This is a genomic window from Devosia yakushimensis, assembly GCF_030159855.1.
GTDB lineage: Bacteria > Pseudomonadota > Alphaproteobacteria > Rhizobiales > Devosiaceae > Devosia > Devosia yakushimensis.
The window spans coordinates 2181732-2203362 of record NZ_BSNG01000001.1 but is presented as its reverse complement, the minus strand read 5'-3'; the positions used below and the strand labels follow the sequence as shown (position 1 = coordinate 2203362).

Here is a 21631-nt window from a genome sequence, read left to right as displayed (position 1 = left end):
GCCGAGCCAATGCGCGACGACGATATTGCCACTCTCCTGCGGGCACTGGGCCATCCGGTGCGCCTCAATATCCTGCGCATCCTGGCGACGCAGCAGCAGGGGCAGTGCTGCTGCGCCGATGTGACCGAATCCCTGCCGCTGGCCCAATCCACCGTGTCCCAGCACATCAAGGTGCTGCTCGATGCGGGTCTGATCACCCGCCAGCCGCGGGGCACCCGCAATTGCTACATCGTCCAGCATGACCGCCTGGCCGAGCTGGGCGCCGCTTATTCCGGCATGCTCGCCGGCCTCACCCCCGCCAGCCCCAAACTGGAAGCAGAGCCGGCTTGATGACGACTGACAGCGCAAACAAGAAGCCGTCCGTTAGCGCGGACGAAGGCTCGGTATTTTCCACGGTCAAGAATCTGTGGGGCTATATGTGGCCCGCCGATCGCCCCGACCTGCGCTGGCGCGTGGTCTGGGCCATTGGCGCGCTGCTGCTCAGCAAGGTCGCCACCACCCTTATCCCCTTCGCCTATAAGGGCATTGTCGACAGTCTCGATGGCACCGCGCCCGATAGCGCGCTGGTCATGGGCCTCGCCATCCCCGTTGTGCTGGTGATCGCCTATGTGCTGGGCAATGTGCTCGATGCCGGCTTCCAGCAATTGCGCGACGTGCTGTTCGCCAGCGTCGGCCAGAATGCCGTGCGCAAGCTTGCGCTCCGCACCTTCCATCACCTGCATCGCATGTCGCTGCGCTTTCACCTGGCGCGGCGCACCGGCGGCCTGAGCCGCGTCATCGAGCGTGGCACCAAGGGCATTGAAACCATTGTGCGTTTCACCATGCTCAACATCGCCCCCACCTTGGTCGAATTTATCATCACCGCCGTCATCTTCGTCTGGATGTTCGGGGTCAGCTATCTCGGCGTCCTGGTGGTGATGATCTGGGGCTATCTCTATTTCACCATCAAGGCCTCCAACTGGCGCATCGCGATCCGTCGCGACATGAACGATTCCGATACCGACGCCAACGGCAAGGCCATCGATTCTCTGCTCAATTTCGAGACGGTGAAATACTTCGCCAACGAGAAGATGGAGGCCGAGCGCTACGACGCGTCCATGGCCGGCTATGAGCGCTCCGCCATCCGCATCTGGACCTCGTTGGGTTTCCTCAATTTCGGTCAGGCCGTCATTTTCTATGCCGGCTTCCTCATCATCTCGGTCATGGCCATTACCGGCGTCATGAACCGGACTCTGACCCTGGGCGATTTCGTCCTGCTCAACACCTTCCTCATGCAGGTCTATCGCCCGCTCAATTTCATCGGCTTCGTCTATCGCGAGCTGCGCCAGGGCCTCACCGATATCGAGGAAATGTTCAAGCTGCTCGACCAGAACCCCGAGATCGAGGACAAGCCCGACGCCAAGCCGCTGGTCATTTCCGGCCCCGTCATCCGCTTCGACAACGTTACCTTCCACTACGATCCCGAGCGCCCCATCCTCAAAGGCGTGAGCTTCGAAGTGCCTGCCGGCAAGACCGTCGCCATTGTCGGCCCCACCGGCGCAGGCAAATCCACCATTTCTCGGCTGCTCTACCGCTTCTATGACGTCACCGGCGGCGCCATCACCATCGACGGCCAGGATCTGCGCGACATCACCCAGGAAAGCCTGCGCTCGGCCATCGGCATGGTTCCGCAGGATACCGTGCTGTTCAACGACACCATTGGCTACAATATCCGCTACGGCCGCCCCGACGCCACCGAGGAAGAAGTCCGCGCCGCCGCGGCCATGGCCCAGGTCGGCCCCTTCATCGAGGCGCTGCCCAAGGGTTATGACACCCCGGTCGGCGAACGCGGTCTCAAGCTCTCCGGCGGCGAGAAACAGCGCGTCGCCATTGCCCGCACCATCCTCAAGTCGCCCTCGCTCCTCATCCTCGATGAAGCGACCTCGGCCCTGGACACCAAGACCGAACGCGACATCCAGTCCGCCCTCGACGTGGTCTCCAAGAACCGCACCTCGGTCGTCATCGCCCACCGGCTCTCCACTGTCGTCAATGCCGACGAAATTCTGGTCCTGCGCGACGGCGTCGTGGCCGAGCGCGGTAACCACATCGCCCTGCTGCAAAAGGCTGGCCTCTACGCCCAGATGTGGAACCGCCAGCGCGAAGCCACCGAGGCCGAAGAACAACTCCTGCGCACCGCCAACGACCCCGACGGCTTCGTCAAACGCGGCCTGCCCGCGGCGGAGTAGGGGGCAGGCCTACCAAGCTCTGGGCACACACCCGGAGAGCCCCAATCCGGTACCTCCCCCTTGATGGGGGAGGCTGGGAGGGGGTGTTGAGAGCCCAAATGCAGCAGTCTGCCTCGGCAAGAAGCGCTCGATCTTGCCGCCTCGTCAGGCCTCGCCCATAGTCCGCCCATGCAGGACACGCCCCCAATCTCCATCGTTCCCGCCACACCGGACCAAAAGCCGGTGGTCGCCAACCTGATCCAGCTCTACCTCCACGACATGACCGAGTTCATGCCATTCCCGGTCGAGCCCGATGGCCGCTTCACCTATGATTTTCTCGACCGCTTCTGGCGCTTCCCCTATCTGATCATGACAGGCAACGAGATCGCCGGCTTCGCCCTGGTCATCGACGAATGCCCACTCACCGGCCGCAGCCCCTGCTTCTTCATGGCCGAGTTCTTCGTCCTCAAAGCCTACCGGGGCAGGGGCACCGGCCGCGCCGCGCTCGCCGCGATCCTTGCCCACCACCCCGGCAACTGGCACATCGCCAGCCCCCTCGCCAACACCGCCGCCCTCGCATTCTGGCAAAAAGCCACAGCGCCCCTGAACGCGACCACAAGTGATATCCAGTTCGAAGGCGACACCTGGCGGCTGAATGCATTCACCACGGTAGCCACCAACCCAACCTGACCTCGCCCCTGAGGGAAGAGGTCGGCGCGCAGCGCCGGGTGAGGGGTGTGATGCCGCCGTGTCCGCCATGGCGTAGCGGGTCATCAAGCCTCCGGCGGCTCGTTCTCCGCTTCCCATTTCGCGAGGGCGCGATAGATAGAGCCGTGCCGCTCCATGCTCGTGGCCATGAGCCGTTCCAACTCCGCTCGGGGGACACGCGCAACAGGGCCGGCAAGCGCCGCATACTGCTCCGGCGACAGCAGAACAGCCACGTCCTTGCCATCGCTCTCGATCTGCACCGGGCCATTGGCCGTCGCTTCTATGGCCTTGTCCAAATCGGCCATAGCCTGTTCTGCAGTCAGGCGCATCGTACCGCTCTCGTCAGATAGGTGTCGCCCACACTATAGCTCAAAACAAAAAGGCCCGCATCACTGCGGGCCTTTCCACTCAATCCCTGGCGCCAGATTACTCCGCCGCCTCGGGCCGGCTGACAATGGTCACGCCGTTCTTGTCCTTTTCGACCAGCCCTTCTTCCTTGCTGACGATGTAGCGCTTGGCGCCATCGGCATCGGCGGGGATTTCGACGGCCATACCATCGAACCCGGCCGGCACCGCGGCCTGCCTGCCACCGCCACGCAGTGCATTGATGCCGCGGCCGATCTGGTGGATGACCCAGCCGATCTGGCCTTTCATCACATGCGGGGCTACCACCATCACTGGCACCATCACCAGGGTGAGAGCGGTCGAGACGAAGAGGCCCGACACCAGGGCCGCCGACAGGTGGATGAACCACGAACCGGCAAGACCTCCCACCACGATTTCGCGGCGGATGAAGTCGAACTCGACGTTGAGCGCCATGGGGATAACGCCCAGCGCCGTCACGGTCGCGGTCAGCAACACCGGGCGGACACGCTGGCTGATGGTCAGCAGCATGGCCTTGATCGGCTCCACATGTTCGTCGCGGTTATAGTGGTTATAGGTGTCGATCAGCACGATGCCGTTCTTCACCACGATACCCGCCAGGGCCACGATGCCCAGGCCCGTCATGATGGCCGAGAAGCTCATCCCGGTCACCAGCATGCCGAGCAGCACCCCGCCCAGTGACATGATCACCGTGGTCAGCGTCACCAGCACCTGCCAGAAGCTGTTATATTCCAGCAGCAGGATGAAGAAGATCAGGAACATGGCGGCGCCGAACGCGGTCACGATGAACGCATTGGTGTCGTCAACCTGCTCTGCCGCACCGCCATAGACGATCTTGACGCCAGCCGGGAACTCCTGGGTCTTTTCCCATTCCTGCACCTGCGTAACCTTGGCCGCGGTATCCAGCCCCGGTTCCAGATTGGCCGCCACATTCATCGAATAAAGGCCATTGCGGCGCGAAATATTCGCCACTTTCGGCACCGCCGTGCGGGTGATGAAATTGGAGACCGGAACCAGGCCCTGCGTCGTCACGATGCGCAACGAATCCAGGGCATCGAAGGTGCGTTCGCTTTCCGGCAACCGGACCTTGATGTCGAGTTCGTCGCTGGTCGTGCCATCGTCCGGGCGATAGGTGCCCAGCGTCACGCCGGAGGTCACGAGCTGCACATAGGGGCTGAGCTCGCGCACGCCGATGCCATATTTGGCCGCTTCGACGCGGTCGATGGTCACCTGCCAGTCGATACCGGGGGCAGGGCGGCCGTCTTCCACGTCAATGGCGCCGCCCAGGTCGTTCTCGATATAGTCGCGCAGCTTGGCCACGGTCGGGGCGATGTCGGCATAGACATTGCCTTCGACACGCAGATTGATCGCCTTGCCGGCCGGAGGGCCGTTTTCCTGTGCGGCGATCTGCACTTCAAGACCGGAAATATCGGCCACGCGGTCGCGGATATTCTGGAAGATTTCTTCCGCCTTGACGCGCTCATTGTAGTTGATCAGCTGCAGGTCGAACGCACCAACCGTGTCGGGCGGTGCCGACGCACTCATGCCATCGCCGCCACCGCCAGTATTGGTGAAGCGCATCACCACGTCCTGGATGCCTTGCACCTGCAGGATTTCGGTCTCCACCTCCATCAGCAGGTCGCGGATTTCGGCCGGCGAGTAATTGCCGCGGGTGATCACGTTGACCGTGCCGAATTCGGGCTCGGAAGCCGGGAAGGCCTCGGTGCCGGTCGGGTTCATCATGTAGGCGACGAACATCGCCGCCACCAGCGAGAAGCCGATGCCCAGCGTCAGGATCGGTTGATGCAGCAGATGCTCCATCGCCCGCACATAATAGCCGGTAATGCCGCCCACCTTCTTGGGGTCGAACTTGTCGGCATACATGACGACGTCGGCGGCTTCCTTGTGCTTCTCGTCGATATGGCTCGAAGCGATGAAGGCGCCGATGATCGGCATGAAGATCAGCGCGGACACGAGCGAAGCCACCATCACCACGATCACGATGATCGGCAGGTAGCTCATGAACTTGCCGATAATGCCCGGCCAGAACAGCAGGGGCACGAAGGCGCCCAGCGTGGTGAAAGTGGCCGAAACCACAGGCACGAACATCTTCTTGGCCGCCAGGATGAAGGCTTCCCGCTTGGAAACACCTTCCTGCAGCTTTCGCTCGGCATATTCCACCACCACGATGGGGTCGTCCACCAGCACGCCCACCGCGAGCACCAGCCCGAACATGATCATCATGTTGATGGTCATGCCCAGCATTTGCACCACCAGGAACGCCATCATGAACGAGATCGGGATCGACATGCCGATCATGATGGCTGCGCGCCAGCCCAGGGTCGCCACGCAGGTGATCAGCACCAGCGCCACGGCGGTTAGCACGGCGGCCTCAAGTGAGCGGAACAGATTCTTGGTGGAGTCTGCCTGGTCGATCAGGAACGAGGTCTGCACGCCCTGCGGCCAGTTGCTGGTGAACTCGGCGGTCACTCGGCGCACTTCATCGGAAACGCTGATGACGTTGGTGCCCAGCTTCTTGGAGACGCCCAGGGTAATGGCCGTCTGCCCGTTCACATGGGCATATTGGGTCGCGTCCTCGAAGGTGCGGGTAATGGTCGCCACGTCGCCGAAGGTCACGACGGTATCGCCCGACGCCTTGAGCGGCAGGGTATAGACGTCTTCGACATTCTTGATCAGGCCCGGCACTTCCACGTTGAACGAGCCGCGCCCGGTGTCGAGCGTGCCGCCGGGAACCACCATGTTGTTCTTGGCCAGGGCGTCCAGCAATTGGCTGGCCGTCAGGTCATAGGCTTCGAGACGATTCTGGTCGATGGTGACTTCCATCATCTCGTCGCGCTGGCCCGAGATCGTTACGGTCTGGGCGTCGGCAATGCCTTCCAGCTCGTCCTGCAGGTCCTTGGCCCGCTGCACCAGTTCGCGTTCGGGCACATTGCCATAAACCGCAACATAGATGACCGGGGTATCGGTGAACGAGATTTCGGTAACGACAGGTTCCTTGGCCTCGGTCGGCAGATCGGCGGACACACCCTCAAGCGCCGCGCGGATATCGTTCAGCGCGGTGTCCTTGTCGGCATTGACGTTGAATTCCAGGAACACCGAGGCATGCCCGGTGGTCGCGGTCGAGGTATAGTTCTCGAGATCGTCGATATCCTTGATCCGGTCCTCGATCGGCTTGACGAGCAATTGCTCGGCGTCGCGGGGCGACACGCCGGTCTGGGTTACCGAAACGTAGAAGTAGGGGATGTCGATGGCCGGGAAGCTCTCCTTTGGCAGGGTGAGATAGGCCGACAGACCCGCGCCAAGGAGCAGCACCATGACGGTGAGCACCACGCGCGGCATCCGCAGGATGCGTTCGAGGAAGTTGATCATGAAGCGGCCCCTCCGGCAGCAACGTTGGTAGCGGCCACGGTCTGGCCCTCAGTCACATATTCCTGGCCGACGGTGATCACGTCGACCGACGCGGGCAGTCCCATCACCCAGATACCGTCGCGCGTGTCGCTGACGATCTGCACGGGATAGAACTTGACCTTCTCGTTCTCCACCGTCCGCACGCCCAGAACGCCATCATCGTTGAGCGTCAGGACAGATTGTGGCAGCAGCTGCGCCGGAGCCGAGCCCATGTTGATGGTGGCCTGGGCAGTGATGCCGTCGCGGATGGCGCCTTCGGGATTGGGGAATTCGATTTCCACCGGGAACGAACGGGTCGCGCTATCGGCGGTCGAGGCGATATAGGTCACCTTGCCGTCGGCCGTCTGGCCGGTCACCGTGTTGATCGAGGCGGTAAGATCCGTCTTGGCCAGCGCGATGCGGGCTTCGGGAACCTGGCCCAGGAACCGCATCGGGTCGAGCTGGACAATAGTGGCGCATGCCGCGCCGGTGGCCAGCATCGCGCCTTCCGACACGATCGGGTCCTGCACCACGCCATTCACCTTGGCGACGATCCGCGTGCGGTCGAGTTCGGCATTGGCGTTATCGAGTGCCGCCTGGGCCGAGCTGACATTGGCCTTGGCCGAAGAGAGCGCCACTTCCACTGTCCGCGCCGTATTGGCGGCCGCAAGGCCGCGATTGCGCAGGCTTTCATTGGTGTCATAGTCGAGCTGGGCCTGGTTCAGCCCGGCATTGGCCTGTGCCAGCCCGGCTTCGGCCTGTGCGACGGCGGCGGCGCGGGTGCCCCGGTCAAGCGTGCAGAGCAGGTCGCCGACCTTGACGGTCTGGCCCTTGACGACATTGACCTCGTCGACGATGCCAGCCGTCTCGGCAACGGCCGAAACACTTGCCTTGGCGGCCGTGCGACCGCGCAGCGGCACTTCGATCGACATTGGCTTGGCCACATAAGTGGTCGTGCGAACCGACTGCAGCTGCGTTGCCGCGCCCATTTCGGCTTCATTGCGCTGGGCAATGGTCAGTTCCGGATCAACTGTAGTGGACGGCTCATGGTGCGCCAGTACTCCGGCATCGGCCAATGTCGTCCCAATCGGGCCGTGTTCCTGACCCTCGACGACCGAAACGATGGACCGTTCGCCCTTGCCTGGGCCGTTCCCGCCCATAACCAGTGTACCGGTTGCCAGCCACAGCCCGACCCCAACCAGGATCAGCGCGGCAAGACCGTAGGACATCAATGCACGCATGAGAATTCGCCCCTTCTACTCAGCCGCTTCTTTTTTCGGCTCGGCTCGCGCCATTGTGATCAGTTCGTGCATATGGGAGCGCAGGTGGTTCTCTGCAACCTCCATCATTGCACGTCCATAATTGATTACCCATGTGTCCGCGGCATTGTTGCCATGTTCTCCAAGAAACCCTTCCAGCGTCTCGCGCTTGGTGGTGAATTCTTTGAGAAAACCGGTAACTCGTTCTTCCACCAATTCTTTCGGCAGAAGATGCGCGTAACACGCGAACAGCAGAAACGGGCTGCGGAACATGCTTGGCCCGAGTGGTTCGGACAATTGATGCACAAAAGCGGCCCGTCCCGCTTCGGTAATAGAGTATATTTTTTTCGCTGGTTTGCCGTCCTGAGTCTCAGTACGGCTGGTCACCAGCCCGTCATTTTCGAGCCGGGCGAGTGCCGGATAGATCGAGCCGAAGCTGGCTTCCACGAAATAGGCGCATTCGCCTTCCGTGCATTGCCGTCGAATCTCGTAACCGGTCGCGTCCTCTCGGTAGAGGATGGAAAGGCATAGGGTTCTGACGTTCATGTCGCTGAGAGCTCCGCCGGCGCATATGCCGGATCGATATATGCCGGGGCTATATATGGCTGATGGCAACAGCGCAAGCGTTTGCAGCGCAGAAGTCGCGCCGAACAGTTAAAGCCCTGCCAATGACAGGGCAATCCGGCCGCCCCAATACTTGCCGCTATGCTTGCCGGAACAATAACTTAGTTCGCGCCGGGTAAAGACATGGCCGCCGGACCTTGCGACAATACGTCCAAGCCAGAAACAGCAGCCGACAGCCCCAATTCACCCCTCCCCCTATTAGGGGGAGGCTGGGAGGGGGTACTCCGATGCCCGCGTCTACCCCAAAATCTCACTCATCTCCGCCGCTGCCCGCCGCGCCAGTTCCAGGCTCGACGCCGCCACGAAATACGGATTGAGAAACCCGATATCGTGCTTGCCATAGCGCATGCGCTCGCCATCCAGCGTCACCACTGCGCCGCCCGCCGCCTCAAGCACAGCCTGCCCAGCCGCCGTGTCCCACTCGCAAGTCGGCGTAAACCGCGGATAAAGCTGCGCATCGCCCCGCGCCAGCAGGCAAAATTTCAGCGACGAGCCAACCGACACATCGCTCTCCACCGCAAAGGTCTCGCACAGGCTCGCCAGCGCCGCATGCCCATGCGAGCGGCTTGCCACCACCCGCATCGGCGCTGCCGTCGCCACCGAAATCACCCGCTTGCCCGTGGCAACCCCGCTCGACGTATCACAGGCAAAGGCCCCGCTCGCGTCGCCGACAAAAGTCTCCCCAGTCACCGGCGCCAGCACCACGCCCATGGTCGGCACGCCATGCTCCACCAGCGCGATATTGACCGTGAACTCGCCATTGCGCTTGATGAATTCCTTGGTCCCGTCCAGCGGATCGACCACGAAATAGCGCTCGCCCAGCACGGGGATAATCCCCGCCGCCACGCTTTCCTCGCCCAGCACAGGAATGCCGGTCGGCCGCAGATAGTCCAAAATCACGGCTTCCGCCGCCGCATCCGCCTCGGTCACCGGCGAGCCATCTGATTTGGTCACTGCCGCAATCGGCCGGCTATAGACGTCCAAAATCACCCGCGCCGCCGCAATGGCTGCATTCAGCGACAATTCCGTCAGCGATTGGTCCACCACAGCCGCCATGCTCATCGGCCAATCTCGACATCAAGCCCCAGATCAAGCGGCACCGCCGCCATGGTGATCTGGCTGGTCGAAATGAAATCGACACCCGTCTCGGCAATCGAGCGCACCCGATCCAGCTTCACCCCGCCCGAAGCTTCCAGCTTCGCCCGGCCTTTGTTCAGCGCCACCGCCTGCCGCAGCAGGTCATTGTCCATATTGTCGAGCAACACGATCCGCGCCCCCGCCGCTAGCGCCTCTTCAAGCTCAGCCAGCGTCTGCACTTCGATTTCGATCGCCACCAGATGCCCGGCAAACGCCTCGGCCGCCTTATAGGCCGCCGTCACACTGCCCGCGACTGCGATATGGTTGTCCTTGATCAGGATCGCATCATCCAGGCTATAGCGATGATTGGCCCCGCCACCGCAGCGCACCGCATATTTCTCGAAGGCCCGCAGCCCCGGCGTCGTCTTGCGCGTATCGCAAATCTGCGCATCCGTGCCCGCCACCGCATCGGCATAAATCCGCGTCAGGCTCGCCACCCCACTCAGATGATTGAGGAAATTGAGCGCCACGCGCTCCGCTGACATCACCAGCCGCGCCGGCCCTGTGACACTTGCCACCAGCCCGCCAGCAGTTACCCGATCGCCATCGGAGAGGGCAGGGGTAAATGTCACCCCATCCCCCACCAGCCGAAACGCCGCCGCCGCCAGATCGAGCCCGGCAATCACCCCCGCCTCACGCGCCGACAGGCTCGCAGTCGCCACCGCATCGGGCGCCAGCGTCGCCTGGCTGGTCAAATCCCCCGCCAGCCCCAAATCCTCTTCCAGCGCAGCGGCAACAGCGCGCTCCACCAACAGACGCGGCAAATGGGCAGGCAGTCGAGAGGTCAGGGACATCACAGCGGTCTCATTTCAATGCGCCTGATGTATGCGCAGCGCACAATCCACGCAACACCATACACCCGCCAGCCTTAAGGTGTTGGGATGCGTGAGCCCCAAGCCTCAGTGGAAAACCTTAGCCGTATGATCAGCCTCGATAATCCCCTTGGTCAGGCTCCCATTGGGCGGATAAAGCGGGATCAAACACGCCTGTAGCGCATGATAAATATCCGGCTTGCCCACAAACAGCCGCGAGGTCGGCGTCAAATCTTCCTTGAGCTCGCTCAGCCACCCGCCGCGCGCATGGTCGATCATGTGATTGTCGGCAAAGTCCCAGAGCTTGCGATACCAGATCTGGAAATAATCATCCCGGTCGTAGGAGGTGAGGAACGACGCCGCCCCGATCCCCTCGGCCAGGGGCCACCACAGCTTCTCGCGCATCACTGGCTTATTGTCCCAGTCCAGCGTGTAGAAGAACCCGCCATGGACCTTGTCCCAGCCCAGATCGATCGCCGAACGGAACAGATGCCGCGCCGCATCGGTCAGCCAATGCAGCCGCTTTTCGCCCAGCACCCAGAGCTGGATCAATAGCCGTGCCCATTCCAGCCAATGGCCCGGCGTCGTGCCGGCCGGGCGGAACATCTCATTGCCCAGATAATTCTTGTCGAGCACCCAATTCTCGTCGAAATGCTCGGCCACCCGATAGCCCAGGGAAGCGGCATGCTCGGCAATGATCAGCTTGGCAATCGCCTCGGCCTTGGCCAGATAATCCTTATTGCCCGTCGCCTCGAACGCCGCCATCAGCGCCTCGGTCATATGCATATTGGCGTTCTGCCCGCGATAGGGCAGCAGCTTGGACCAATCCGAAATATATTCGTCCTTCACCGCGCCCCGGCTCGCATCCCAAAAGCGCGTATTGATCACTTCGGTCACGTCAGCCAGCATCTGGTCGGCCAGCGGATGCCCCACGAGCTTTGCGCTTGAGGCCGCCAGCAGCACGAAAGCATGCCCATAAGCTTGCTTGGACCCGTCCTTAACCCCGTCATTATCCAGCGACCACACATAGCCCCCGCGCCGGGAGTCACGATGCTGGTTCCAGATGTACTGCATGCCATGGTCCAGGATTTCCCCCGAGCCCGGCCGCCCGATCAGGCTGCCAATCGCCGCGCAATGCACCATGCGCGTCGTGCTGTGAATCTGGCGCGTCGAATTGGCAGCATCCAGCGGCTTGCCCGTATCATCCAGCTCGAAAAACCCACCCTTGGGATTGAGCGACGCGGCTTCAAAAAAATCGAACAGATTATTGGCCTGCCGCATCAGCCATTGCCGATGAAACGGACGCGTGCTCCACGGGCCCGAATTGCTCTTGGGAAGGGTATATTGCGCGTCGCTCATGCTGGCTCCCGTCCGGCCACATATCGCCGGTTGCTCTTTCGGCGAAGTGTATACGGGCGGAATAAGAACGTTGCAATTTCGATTGCGCCCATCCCGTTGGCATTGCCCAGGATTGTGACGCTGAGCACCGTCGCAACCACCGGCCCTTCACCTCCCCCTTGATGGGGAGGCCGGGGGCACACGCGCCAGATTGCCCATCAGTTCGCCGCGTAATGCCCCTCGACCCGGCTCACTTCCTCCGCCGAGCCCAAAATCACCGGCACCCGCTGATGAATACCGGTCGGCTGCACATCCAAAATTCGTTCCCGCCCGGTCGTCGATTTGCCGCCCGCGGCTTCCACCAACAACGCCATCGGATTGGCTTCATACAACAGCCGCAGCCGCCCGCCCTTGCTCGTGGTCTCGCTATCGAGCGGATAAAGGAAAATCCCGCCCCGCATCAGAATGCGATGGATATCTGCCACCATCGACCCCACCCAGCGCATATTGTAGCGCTTGCCGGCGGCCCCGGTTTCCCCGGCCACGTTCTCGGTGACATAGGCCAGCGTCGCCTTGTCCCAGAACCGCTCCCGCGCCGTATTGATCGCATATTCCCCCGACGCCACCGGCACTTTGACACTCTCCAGCGTCAGCACGAACTGCCCGCTGCCATCCAGCGTAAACACGCTCGTTCCCGTCCCGAAGGTCAGCACCAGGCTCGTCGCCGGCCCATAGGCCGCATAGCCCGCCGCCAGCTGCGCCGAGCCCTTCTGCAACAGATCGGGCTTGGCCGGATCAACGCCCAGCACCGAAAATATCGTGCCCACGGTGACGTTTACATCCAGGTTCGAAGACCCATCCAGTGGATCGGTCGCCACCATGTAACGACCCTGATTCTCCATGTGAACGGCTTCGTCCAGCTCTTCCGATACCAGAATCGAAACATTGGCATTGGCCTGCAAGTGCCTGAGAACAATGTCATTGCTGACGACATCGAGTTCTTTCTGCGCCTCTCCCTGCACATTGGTATGCCCCGCCAGCCCCGTCTGCCCGGCAATCGGCGCCAGCCGCAGCACCGCCCCAATCTCCGCGCTCGCCGCCGCCATCGACGCGACAACGCTGGCCAGTTCCGGCGCCACCTGCTGCGCAGCAAGCCATTGGGCAAGATCAGTGGTCATGGTGTTCTCGTTGCTGGATTTGGTTGGCGTCAGTGTGGTGATGGCAGGGCCAGAGGCAAGGCCGACTTTCGGCTAGGCACGGCCTCTTCCTTCTCCCCTCGTGGGAGAAGATGCCCGAAGGGTCACCGAATTCGCGTTTGCGAATTCGGTTGGGATGAGGGGGCCTTTCTTAGGCATTGCAGCGTGGGATGGCTCAGTACCCCTCACCCTGATCATTCTGCTGAACGCAGAATGATCTGTCCCTCTCCCACAAGGGGAGAGGGTGGGCATTGAGTATCTTTCACCCTTCCCGAGCCAAATCCGCCAGCAACCCCGCAGCCACGCTCAACCGCGACACCGTCAGCGTCCCCTGCGTCAGCTCTGCCACGGCCCCCGCCGTCCGCGCGATGCCGGCCCGTTCCTCGGTCTTCCACCGCGCCAGCCTATCCGTCACCGCGCCACCGGCCACCTTGAGCACGTCGGCCGTGATGTCGCGCTGCGCCCGCATCACATTGGCTAGCGCCCGGTCCAGCGCCATGCGGTCGAACCGGTCGGCCAGCACGATGGCGCGCCCCTGTTCGATCACCGGCCACAGATTGAACGCCCCGAACACCCCAAAGAATGCCGCTGCCCCATCGGCCACCGACACCCCACAGCGCTCGCTCACCAGCACGATATCGCTGGCATAAGAGAGGATCGGCAGCTCGGCCAGGCCCCGCGCGACGCCCTCAGGCACACCCTGGCCCACCAGGCTCGTCACCCGGGCCGCCACGGCCTCGCCCAGCGTTGGGGGCAGGGTGCTGGCCAGCATCGTCCTCAGCACGGCGACACCGGCCTTGTGCCGCGCCACCAGCGCCTCAAGCCCCTCGGTGACATTGGCATTGCGCAGAAACCACAAGGTCTCCTGCCGCAACAGCTCCGCCACCTCGGCATAGAGGCCCAGCTGCACCGCGCCCGGCACTACGCCATCGAGCCCCTCGATCATGGTATTGAGTTCGGTCAACCCATAGACGTCGCGCGTTGCCGCATAAGCCAGCGCCACTTCGCCCGGATTGGCGCTGGTCGAGCCCATCATTTCGCTGACAAAGGCCGGCCCGCCGCGATTGATCATCGCATTGGCCAAGACCGTGGCGATCACTTCACGCTTGAGCCGATGTTGCGCCACCGCATCGGGATAGCTCGTGTGCAGCGTCTCGGGGAAATAGCGATAAAGTTCCCCCGCCAGATAGGCGTCGTCGATATCCCGCCCTTCGAGCAGATCGGCATAGAGCGTCAGCTTGGCATAGGCCAGGATCACCGCCAGTTCCGGCCGGCTCAGCGCCGCCCCTCGTGCATCCAGCGCCGCGTCACTGGGCAAAAATTCCACCGCCCGGTCCAAAAGGCCCCGCGCCTCCAGCTGCTCGATCAACACCCGATGATCCGGCAATTCCGACAGGCCCGCCCGCTCGGCCAGCGAAATCGCTAGCGTCTGCAGATAATTATTGCGCAGGCACAGCCCCGCCACTTCATCGGTCATGCTGGCGAGGAAACTATTGCGCGCTTCCATATCCAGCGTTCCACCTGCCACCAGCGGAGCCACCGCAATCTTGATATTGACCTCAAGATCGCTCGAATTCACCCCTGCCGAATTGTCGATGGCGTCGGTGTTGATCCGCCCGCCCGCCAGCGCATAATCCACGCGCCCGCGCTGCGTCACACCCAGATTGGCGCCTTCCCCGATCACCTTGGCGCGCACTTCGCCCGCCACCACGCGGATCGCGTCATTGGCCCGGTCGCCCACATCGGCATCCGTTTCCTGCGCCCCGCGCACATAGGTGCCAATGCCGCCAAACCACAGCAGATCCACCTGCGCCCTAAGGATCGCCGACATCACCTCCGCCGGCGTCGCATGCGCCGCCTCGATGCCCAACACAGCCCGCGCCTCCGCACTCAGCGGAATGGATTTGAGGCTGCGCGAAAACACCCCGCCGCCCTTGGAAATCAGGCTCTGGTCATAGTCCTGCCAGCTCGAACGGGGCAGGGCGAATAGCCGCTGCCGCTCCGCCAGACTCTTGGCTGCGTCCGGATGCGGATCGATGAAGATATCGCGGTGGTCAAACGCCGCCACCAGCTCGATTGCCGGGCTCAGCAACATGCCATTGCCGAACACGTCCCCGCTCATATCGCCCACGCCGACCACGGTGAAGGGCTCGCGCTGGATATCGCGGTCCATCTCGCGGAAATGCCGCTTCACGGCCTCCCAGCCGCCCCGCGCCGTAATGCCCATTTTCTTGTGGTCATAGCCGGCCGAGCCGCCCGAGGCGAAGGCATCGCCCAGCCAGAAGCCACGGCTGGTCGCAATCGCATTGGCCGTGTCGGAAAAGCTCGCCGTGCCCTTGTCGGCCGCCACCACGAGATAGGGATCGTCCCCATCCCGCCGCACCACATCGCGCGGCGGCACCACGGCACCCTCGACCAGATTGTCCGTCACATCCAGCAGCGCACCGATGAAAATTCTATACGCCGCCACGCCCTCGGCCAGAAACGCCTCGCGCGCCATGCCCGGCGTCAAAAGCTTGGGCACGAAGCCGCCCTTGGCCCCCACCGGCACGATCACCGCGTTCTTGACCTGCTGCGCCTTGACCAGCCCCAGCACTTCGGTGCGGAAATCCTCCGGCCGATCCGACCAGCGCAAGCCCCCGCGCGCAATCGCGCCAAACCGCAGATGCACGCCCTCTACCCGCGGCGAATAGACCGAAATCTCGCGGAACGGCCGCGGCGCGACCATCCCCTCCACCCGCGCGCTGTTGAACTTGATCGCCAGCGCCGGCATGCGATTGCCATCCGCATCACGCTGGAACGCATTGGTTCGCACCGAGGCTTCCATCAGGTTGAGGAAGCGGCGGACGATAGTGTCCTCGTCCAGCGAAGCCATGGCATCGAGCGCCGCGGCGATATCCTCGCGCGCCTGTTCGGCAGCCACTTCGCGTTCATTAGCCCTGGGGTCGTGCAGCGCATTGAACAATGCGATCAGCGCCGTCGCCGCCCCGGCCTGCTTGACCAGCACGTTCGCAATATAGCGCTGCGAATAGGAGATACCGATCTGCCGCACATAGCGCGATAGCGCGCGCAACAGCGCCACGTCATGCCAGGCCAGACTCGTGCGGCTCACCAGCGCATTGAGCTGGTCGCTCTCTGCCTCGCCATGCCACACCGCCAATAGCCCGTCTTCGACCGCCGCGCCCCGCGTCGCCACGTCGAACCCGGCTTCGGTCGGCTCCAGCACCATATCGTGCAGATACCGCTCCACCCCGTCGCGCGGCACGATCGTATAGGTCCGCTCGTCGATTACCCGGAACCCGAAGGCCTCCAGCATCGGCACTCGGTCGCTCAGCGGAATAGCCGTGCCGCGATGATAGAACCGCAACCCGAGCGAGCCATCCGCGCCCGTCCGGCTGCGCAGCTTGATGGCGACGCCGTCGCCCAGCCCCTGCAGCACGGCAATGTCGGTATGAGCATCTTCTGCCGTGTTGCGCGATTGATAGGCCGCCGAAAACGCCCCGCGATAATCACTGATCGAGGCAGGGTTCTCAGCCGTCGCCGCCAGCGTGTCGCCGAAATTGGAGGTCAGCGCATCCACCCGCGCTTCCAATTCGCCACGGCTCGGCTGCGGCGTCGGCCCGGCAATCCGCCCGATAATCACATGCAGCCGGACCAGCTCACCTTCGGGGAAATTCGGATAGAATGCCGAAACCCGCCCGTCATAAACCTGCGCCAGATAGCGCGTGATCCGCGCCCGTGCTTCCCCGTCATAGCGGTCGCGCGGCACGTAAACCAAGATCGAGACGAAATTGTCGAACCGGTCGATACGCGGCAAAACCCGCACCCGCGGCCGGTCGTAGAGAGCCGAAATCGCGCTGGAAAATTCATAAAGCTGGTCCACCCCGATCTGGAACAGCTCATCGCGGGGATAGGAGTCCAGCGCGCTCAGCAGCGCCCGGCCGTCATGCCCCAGCGGATCGAGCCCCGATTTCCGCATCACCTCGGCAATCTTCCGCCTGATGATCGGCACATCGGTATGCGGCATGGCCAGCGCCTGGGCGGTAAACAGCCCCACAACGCGCAATTCGCCCACCGGCTCGCCATTAGCGCCGAACAGCTTCACGCCCACATAATCCAGATGCACCCGCCGATGCACCCGCGAGCGCACATTGGCCTTGGTCACCAGCAGCGGATCGCCCTCGGCCATGAAGGCGGTGTGCTGCGGCGTCGTTTCCACATAGTCCGCGCCGCTGCGCAGCACCCGAACATCGGGGTCGCGCAAAATGCCCAGCCCGCTGCCGGGGACGGGGGCCAGGGCCTCGCCCTCCACGCCATATTGGCGCAGTCCCAGGAAGGTGAAATTGTGCTCGATCAGCCAGTCGATAAAGGCCAGCGCCTCATCGCGCTGCTGTCCCTTGATGCGCTCCAGGTCCTTGGCCGCACGGCGCAGGCGCTCCAGCATGGGCTGCCAGTCGCGCACCGCATGAGCCACATCGGCCATGGTATTCTGGATTTCCGTCACCAGCCCGTCGACATCGGCCACCGGGTCGCTGTGAATATGCAACAGGCTCAGCGAACGCCCATTAGCCTCGGTCACCTCGCCATTGCCCACATGCACCACCGGGTGGGTGAACAGCCGCACGGAACCGCCCGCCGCCCGCACGGCCGCCAGCGCGCTGTCGACGATGAACGGCATGTCCGGGGAAATGATGTCGAGCACGAGCGCTTCGCCCGCCGCTGCCGGCCGCGCCGCCACGATCCGGCTGTTTTCGCCCTCATAGGCCAGCAGGTGCCCATAGGCCTGCCGCAAGACTGATTCGAACGCGTCGGCCGCCTGGGTGCCGAGGTCTTCGCCGTCGGTCGCCAGGATGGCGGCCTTGAAGAAGCGCCCAAATCCCGGCTCGGCGGCCAATAGAAGTGCTGCCCGCTCCAGCATGATCTGCCGGTTGGACCTGTCTTCGTGCGTCACGTTCAATACTCCCAGTCTCGCGCCGTCATTCTAGGCACCCGGGCGCGCGCTGTCTGCCATCCCTTCGCACAATAGCGCGAGCGCGCGATGTGTGGATGACAGCCAATGACGGTACGCATTTTGCCGCCGGCGCCTATCCCGCCACCCACCAGGGGCAGAGGCCCAATGTTGGCAAAAGGTTGCGATGCCTCCACGATCTGGCTAGCCTCCCGCAACGACCCACGCGGGAGCTGAAGCAATGAAACGCCTGACCAGGATTCTCGCCCTCACGGGCCTAGCCGCATCCCTGGTGCTCGGTTTTGCCGTCACCAGCCACGGCCAGGACCGCACCTTGATCAATGTGAGCTACGATCCGACGCGGGAGCTCTACCAGCAGTTCAACCAGGCCTTTATCGCCCATTGGCAGGAAACCAAGGGCGAGACCGTGGCCGTCCAGACCACCCATGGCGGCTCCGGCGCCCAGGCTCGCACCGTCATCGATGGCCTCGAGGCCGATGTGGTCACCCTGGCGCTGGAAAGCGACATCAACGCCATTGCCGATGCCAATCCGGCCCTGATCCCGGAAAACTGGCGCGGCACCTTCGAGAACAACAACGCCCCCTATACCTCGACCATCGTCTTCCTGGTCCGCAAGGGCAATCCCAAGGGCCTCAACGACTGGGGCGACCTGATCAAGGATGGCGTCGAAGTCATCACCCCCAATCCCAAGACCTCGGGCGGCGCCCGCTGGAACCTGCTGGCGGGCTGGGCCTGGGCCAAGGCGCAGCCGGGCGGGAGCGACGAGACCGCCAAGACCTATATCACCGAGCTCTATAAGCATGTCCCGGTGCTCGATACCGGTGCCCGCGGTTCCACCACCACCTTCGTGCAGCGCGGCATTGGCGACGTGCTGCTGGCCTGGGAAAACGAAGCCTATCTCGCCCTTGAAGAACTGGGTCCGGACGCCTTCGACATCGTGACGCCTTCGGTCTCGATCCTGGCCGAACCGCCGGTGGCTCTGGTGGTGGGCAATGCGGAAAAGAAGGGCAATACCGACCTGGCCACGGCCTACCTCGAATATCTCTATTCCGACGAGGGCCAGGCCATTGCTGCGGCCAATTACTACCGCCCGTTCAAGCCCGAGGCTGCCGCTCCCGAGGACATTGCCCGCTTTGGCGAGGTGAACCTGGTCACCATCGAAGACTTCGGCGGCTGGCGCAAAGCCCAACCCGAATTCTTCGGCGATGGCGGCGTCTTCGACCAGATCTATGCACAATAGGCACCGGCGACCGGCGCTCTACCAATAGACCTAACGGCGATCCCGTCGACATCCCACGACGTCATTCCCGCGCAGGCGGGAATCCACTCTTGTTACGAGGTCTGGAAAGAATGGATTCCCGCCTGCGCGGGAATGACACGGTGGATCGAAGCCGTTCCGCAGGGCAAATCGCTCCACTGGAGCGATTTGAGGTGAGAAGGCCATGAGAGCTGCGCTCGAATGGCGCGCCCTCCCAGCCCTAATGCATCGTCACCGGCTCCACCGGCGACCCCGGGCCATCCCCCACCTTCGGCCCCGCCCAGAACACCACATAGAGCAGCTCCACGCCCGCCGCATCGGTGATCTCGATCGACCGCGGCACCCGCGCATCCCCACCGGTGCTCATCGCGCGATCGATGATCGCCCGGCCCAGCTCGGCAGCATTGTGTTCGGCAGCATCGAGATCGCTGAATTCGCTCCCCGAGGTGTCGCGGATCAGTTCGTCATCGGTGCGGTAATGGAAAAAATAGCGGGGCATGACATCTCCCTCGCTGACAAAACGACCAGCAGCGCCCGAGGGTTGCGCCTGCTGGCCAGCAAATCACCTCACCCAGCTTGGCAGTTTCGGCGCCCTCAGTCGAGGGGGCCGATCCCATGATAGCCATGGCGCTGCCACACCAGCGGATTGCAGCTGGTTGTGGTCTCCGCTTCGATAATGGCCCCGGCAAACAGCACATGCGTGCCCGTTTCCATGGCGCCGATGACCTCGCAATCAAACGCCGTCACCGCGCCCAGCAGCATCGGATTGCCTGATGGCCACCGCGACCAGTCGCCCACCCCGAACCGGTCCGCCGGGTCGAGCCTGCCGGCAAAAGCGTCCGCTATCACCGCCTGGTCGTCGGCCAGCAGGGCCAGCGAAAAACCGCCCGTCTTGGCGATGATATCGGCCATGCGGCTGACGATATCGATTGAGATCAGCAGCGCCGGCGGCGTTGCCGAGAGCGAAAATACCGATGTCGCCGTTCGCCCGATCACTTCATCGCCGCGCCGTGCCGTCACCACGCTCACTGTCGAAGCCATTGCCGCCATGGCCGAGCGGAACTCGGCATTGCCGATTGTCGGCCGGCGCGGCGTCCGCAGCACCATGGTATCGGGCAATTCGAAATCGGCCATTGTTGTCGTCACGATCCTTCTCCCGCACGCTCGGAAAAGAGGTCGCGGAGTTTGTTGGGCACCCCTTCCATCGCCTTGGCATTGGCGGGCGGCGTGCCTTTCTCGATTATGTTCGGCCAGAGCCGGGAATATTTGCGGTTGAGCTCGATCCATTCATCCAGTCCGCTTTCGCTGTCGGACTTGATCGCATCGATCGGGCATTCCGGCTCACACACGCCGCAATCTATGCACTCGTCGGAGTTGATGACCAGCATGTTCTCGCCCTCATAGAAGCAATCCACGGGGCAAACCTCCACGCAATCCATATGCTTGCAGGCAATGCAATCTTCGAGAACGACATAGGTCATGGAATAACTCGGAACAGCCCATCGAACCACGAGGTCGTGGCACAATTTCTCCCACGCACCGCGCCTCCCTCGGGCTCGACCCGAGGGCCACTCTCAACACGGCACCAGCGGCGAAAGGCCCTCGGGTCAAGCCCGAGGGAGCATCAGTGGGTAGCAAGCATTGGGAACTCAGCCCAAATTCGCTTCCGCAAACTCATAGTTCGCCAGCTTATCGAGGAAGTTCGTCACGTAGTCCGGACGGCGATTGCGGAAATCGACATAATAGCTGTGCTCCCACACATCGAGCCCCAGCAGCGGCTTGCCTTCCCCGGTCGCCAGCGGATTGGAGCCGTTCGGCGTCTTGGTCACCTTGAGCTTGCCATCGGTGCCGAGCACCAGCCAGGCCCAGCCCGAACCGAATTGGGTGGTCGCCGCGGTCTTGAACGCATCCTTGAAGGCCTCGACCGACCCCAGATCGCTCACGATCTTGGCTTCAAGCTTGCCACCGAGCGTGCCGCCCTTGGGCGACAGGGCATTCCAGAAATGGATATGGTTCCAATGCTGCCCGGCATTGTTGAACACCGGCGCCAAATCCGCCTTGCCATTGGCAAAAGCAATGATCTCTTCCAGCGATTTCCCGGCGAGATCGGCATTCTTCTCAACGAACCCGTTGAGCGCCGTCACATAGGCCTGGTGGTGCTTGTCATGGTGCAGTTCGAGCGTTTCCTGGCTCATGCCGCGTTCGGCAAGGGCGCTATGGGCATAGGGCAGGGCGGGGAGTTCAAAGGCCATTTTCTGGTTCCTCTTTGGTCATGATACCGGCCCCGCTTGCATTTCGGCGCCGGCCCGTTTAATTTCCAAGCAATGACTTTGA

General features: G+C 62.8%; 17 protein-coding genes. 4 read left to right on the top strand and 13 right to left on the bottom strand.

Going from position 1 to position 21631, the window contains the following annotated elements:
* Window positions 1–9 precede the first annotated feature (9 nt).
* From QQL79_RS10720 to QQL79_RS10710, 3 genes are all read left to right on the top strand, one after another.
* Window positions 10–330, top strand: a complete 321-nt coding sequence (locus QQL79_RS10720; RefSeq protein WP_113123875.1) for an ArsR/SmtB family transcription factor — start codon at window positions 10–12, stop codon at window positions 328–330.
* The gene (locus QQL79_RS10715; RefSeq protein ID WP_284390619.1) at window positions 330–2225 is read left to right on the top strand and encodes an ABCB family ABC transporter ATP-binding protein/permease; all 1896 of its coding nucleotides are present in this window, start codon (window positions 330–332) and stop codon (window positions 2223–2225) included. Before QQL79_RS10720 ends, QQL79_RS10715 begins: the two co-directional genes overlap by 1 nt.
* A gap of 168 nt (window positions 2226–2393) precedes the next feature.
* Entirely contained in the window at window positions 2394–2894 is a 501-nt protein-coding gene (locus tag QQL79_RS10710; protein ID WP_284390617.1) for a GNAT family N-acetyltransferase, read from the top strand.
* Between the two features lie 83 nt (window positions 2895–2977).
* Here QQL79_RS10710 and QQL79_RS10705 read toward each other — a convergent pair whose 3' ends face one another.
* The 9 genes from QQL79_RS10705 to QQL79_RS10665 form a co-directional block, all read right to left on the bottom strand.
* Window positions 2978–3241 (bottom strand): hypothetical protein, encoded by a 264-nt coding sequence (locus QQL79_RS10705; protein WP_284390615.1) that lies wholly within the window; start codon window positions 3239–3241, stop codon window positions 2978–2980.
* Between the two features lie 97 nt (window positions 3242–3338).
* Window positions 3339–6686: an efflux RND transporter permease subunit gene (locus QQL79_RS10700; protein WP_284390613.1), complete on the bottom strand. Its 3348-nt coding sequence runs from the start codon at window positions 6684–6686 to the stop codon at window positions 3339–3341.
* A complete protein-coding gene (locus QQL79_RS10695; RefSeq protein WP_284390611.1) occupies window positions 6683–7945 on the bottom strand; it encodes an efflux RND transporter periplasmic adaptor subunit in 1263 nt (420 codons plus the stop codon). Before QQL79_RS10695 ends, QQL79_RS10700 begins: the two co-directional genes overlap by 4 nt.
* A gap of 15 nt (window positions 7946–7960) precedes the next feature.
* The gene (locus QQL79_RS10690; RefSeq protein WP_284390609.1) at window positions 7961–8509 is read right to left on the bottom strand and encodes a PadR family transcriptional regulator; all 549 of its coding nucleotides are present in this window, start codon (window positions 8507–8509) and stop codon (window positions 7961–7963) included.
* A gap of 315 nt (window positions 8510–8824) precedes the next feature.
* Entirely contained in the window at window positions 8825–9649 is an 825-nt protein-coding gene (cysQ, locus tag QQL79_RS10685; RefSeq protein WP_284390607.1) for a 3'(2'),5'-bisphosphate nucleotidase CysQ, read from the bottom strand.
* Window positions 9646–10518 (bottom strand): carboxylating nicotinate-nucleotide diphosphorylase, encoded by an 873-nt coding sequence (gene nadC / locus QQL79_RS10680; protein ID WP_284390605.1) that lies wholly within the window; start codon window positions 10516–10518, stop codon window positions 9646–9648. The genes cysQ and nadC overlap by 4 nt, the downstream gene beginning before the upstream one ends.
* Window positions 10519–10623: 105 nt before the next feature.
* Window positions 10624–11895, bottom strand: a complete 1272-nt coding sequence (locus tag QQL79_RS10675) for an AGE family epimerase/isomerase (RefSeq protein WP_284390603.1) — start codon at window positions 11893–11895, stop codon at window positions 10624–10626.
* A gap of 197 nt (window positions 11896–12092) precedes the next feature.
* The gene (locus QQL79_RS10670; RefSeq protein WP_284390601.1) at window positions 12093–13052 is read right to left on the bottom strand and encodes a class 1 fructose-bisphosphatase; all 960 of its coding nucleotides are present in this window, start codon (window positions 13050–13052) and stop codon (window positions 12093–12095) included.
* Between the two features lie 280 nt (window positions 13053–13332).
* Window positions 13333–18021 (bottom strand): NAD-glutamate dehydrogenase, encoded by a 4689-nt coding sequence (locus tag QQL79_RS10665; RefSeq protein WP_284390599.1) that lies wholly within the window; start codon window positions 18019–18021, stop codon window positions 13333–13335.
* 238 nt (window positions 18022–18259) lie between these two features.
* Here QQL79_RS10665 and QQL79_RS10660 point away from each other — a divergent pair, with 238 nt between their 5' ends.
* Window positions 18260–19279, top strand: coding sequence for a sulfate ABC transporter substrate-binding protein (locus tag QQL79_RS10660; protein WP_284390597.1), 1020 nt, complete (start codon window positions 18260–18262; stop codon window positions 19277–19279).
* Between the two features lie 238 nt (window positions 19280–19517).
* Here QQL79_RS10660 and QQL79_RS10655 read toward each other — a convergent pair whose 3' ends face one another.
* From QQL79_RS10655 to QQL79_RS10640, 4 genes are all read right to left on the bottom strand, one after another.
* Window positions 19518–19796 (bottom strand): DUF6894 family protein, encoded by a 279-nt coding sequence (locus QQL79_RS10655; RefSeq protein WP_284390595.1) that lies wholly within the window; start codon window positions 19794–19796, stop codon window positions 19518–19520.
* Window positions 19797–19891: 95 nt separating this feature from the next.
* On the bottom strand, window positions 19892–20443 hold the full coding sequence (locus QQL79_RS10650) for a flavin reductase family protein (protein WP_284390594.1): 552 nt from the start codon (window positions 20441–20443) through the stop codon (window positions 19892–19894).
* Window positions 20440–20778 carry a ferredoxin FdxA gene (fdxA, locus tag QQL79_RS10645; protein ID WP_284390592.1) on the bottom strand — a complete coding sequence of 113 codons (339 nt, stop codon included), beginning with the start codon at window positions 20776–20778 and terminating at the stop codon, window positions 20440–20442. The genes QQL79_RS10650 and fdxA overlap by 4 nt, the downstream gene beginning before the upstream one ends.
* A 168-nt stretch (window positions 20779–20946) precedes the next feature.
* A complete protein-coding gene (locus QQL79_RS10640; protein ID WP_284390590.1) occupies window positions 20947–21549 on the bottom strand; it encodes a superoxide dismutase in 603 nt (200 codons plus the stop codon).
* Window positions 21550–21631: the final 82 nt, after the last annotated feature.

Excerpts from the sequence above, each read along its gene's own strand:
- QQL79_RS10720 (WP_113123875.1), top strand. The coding sequence starts at position 10 with ATGCGCGACGACGATATTGCCACTCTCCTGCGGGCACTGGGCCATCCG.
- QQL79_RS10715 (WP_284390619.1), top strand. The coding sequence starts at position 330 with ATGACGACTGACAGCGCAAACAAGAAGCCGTCCGTTAGCGCGGACGAA.
- QQL79_RS10710 (WP_284390617.1), top strand. The coding sequence starts at position 2,394 with ATGCAGGACACGCCCCCAATCTCCATCGTTCCCGCCACACCGGACCAA.
- QQL79_RS10705 (WP_284390615.1), bottom strand. The coding sequence starts at position 3,241 with ATGCGCCTGACTGCAGAACAGGCTATGGCCGATTTGGACAAGGCCATA.
- QQL79_RS10700 (WP_284390613.1), bottom strand. The coding sequence starts at position 6,686 with ATGATCAACTTCCTCGAACGCATCCTGCGGATGCCGCGCGTGGTGCTC.
- QQL79_RS10695 (WP_284390611.1), bottom strand. The coding sequence starts at position 7,945 with ATGCGTGCATTGATGTCCTACGGTCTTGCCGCGCTGATCCTGGTTGGG.
- QQL79_RS10690 (WP_284390609.1), bottom strand. The coding sequence starts at position 8,509 with ATGAACGTCAGAACCCTATGCCTTTCCATCCTCTACCGAGAGGACGCG.
- cysQ (WP_284390607.1), bottom strand. The coding sequence starts at position 9,649 with ATGAGCATGGCGGCTGTGGTGGACCAATCGCTGACGGAATTGTCGCTG.
- nadC (WP_284390605.1), bottom strand. The coding sequence starts at position 10,518 with ATGTCCCTGACCTCTCGACTGCCTGCCCATTTGCCGCGTCTGTTGGTG.
- QQL79_RS10675 (WP_284390603.1), bottom strand. The coding sequence starts at position 11,895 with ATGAGCGACGCGCAATATACCCTTCCCAAGAGCAATTCGGGCCCGTGG.
- QQL79_RS10670 (WP_284390601.1), bottom strand. The coding sequence starts at position 13,052 with ATGACCACTGATCTTGCCCAATGGCTTGCTGCGCAGCAGGTGGCGCCG.
- QQL79_RS10660 (WP_284390597.1), top strand. The coding sequence starts at position 18,260 with ATGAAACGCCTGACCAGGATTCTCGCCCTCACGGGCCTAGCCGCATCC.
- QQL79_RS10655 (WP_284390595.1), bottom strand. The coding sequence starts at position 19,796 with ATGCCCCGCTATTTTTTCCATTACCGCACCGATGACGAACTGATCCGC.
- fdxA (WP_284390592.1), bottom strand. The coding sequence starts at position 20,778 with ATGACCTATGTCGTTCTCGAAGATTGCATTGCCTGCAAGCATATGGAT.
- QQL79_RS10640 (WP_284390590.1), bottom strand. The coding sequence starts at position 21,549 with ATGGCCTTTGAACTCCCCGCCCTGCCCTATGCCCATAGCGCCCTTGCC.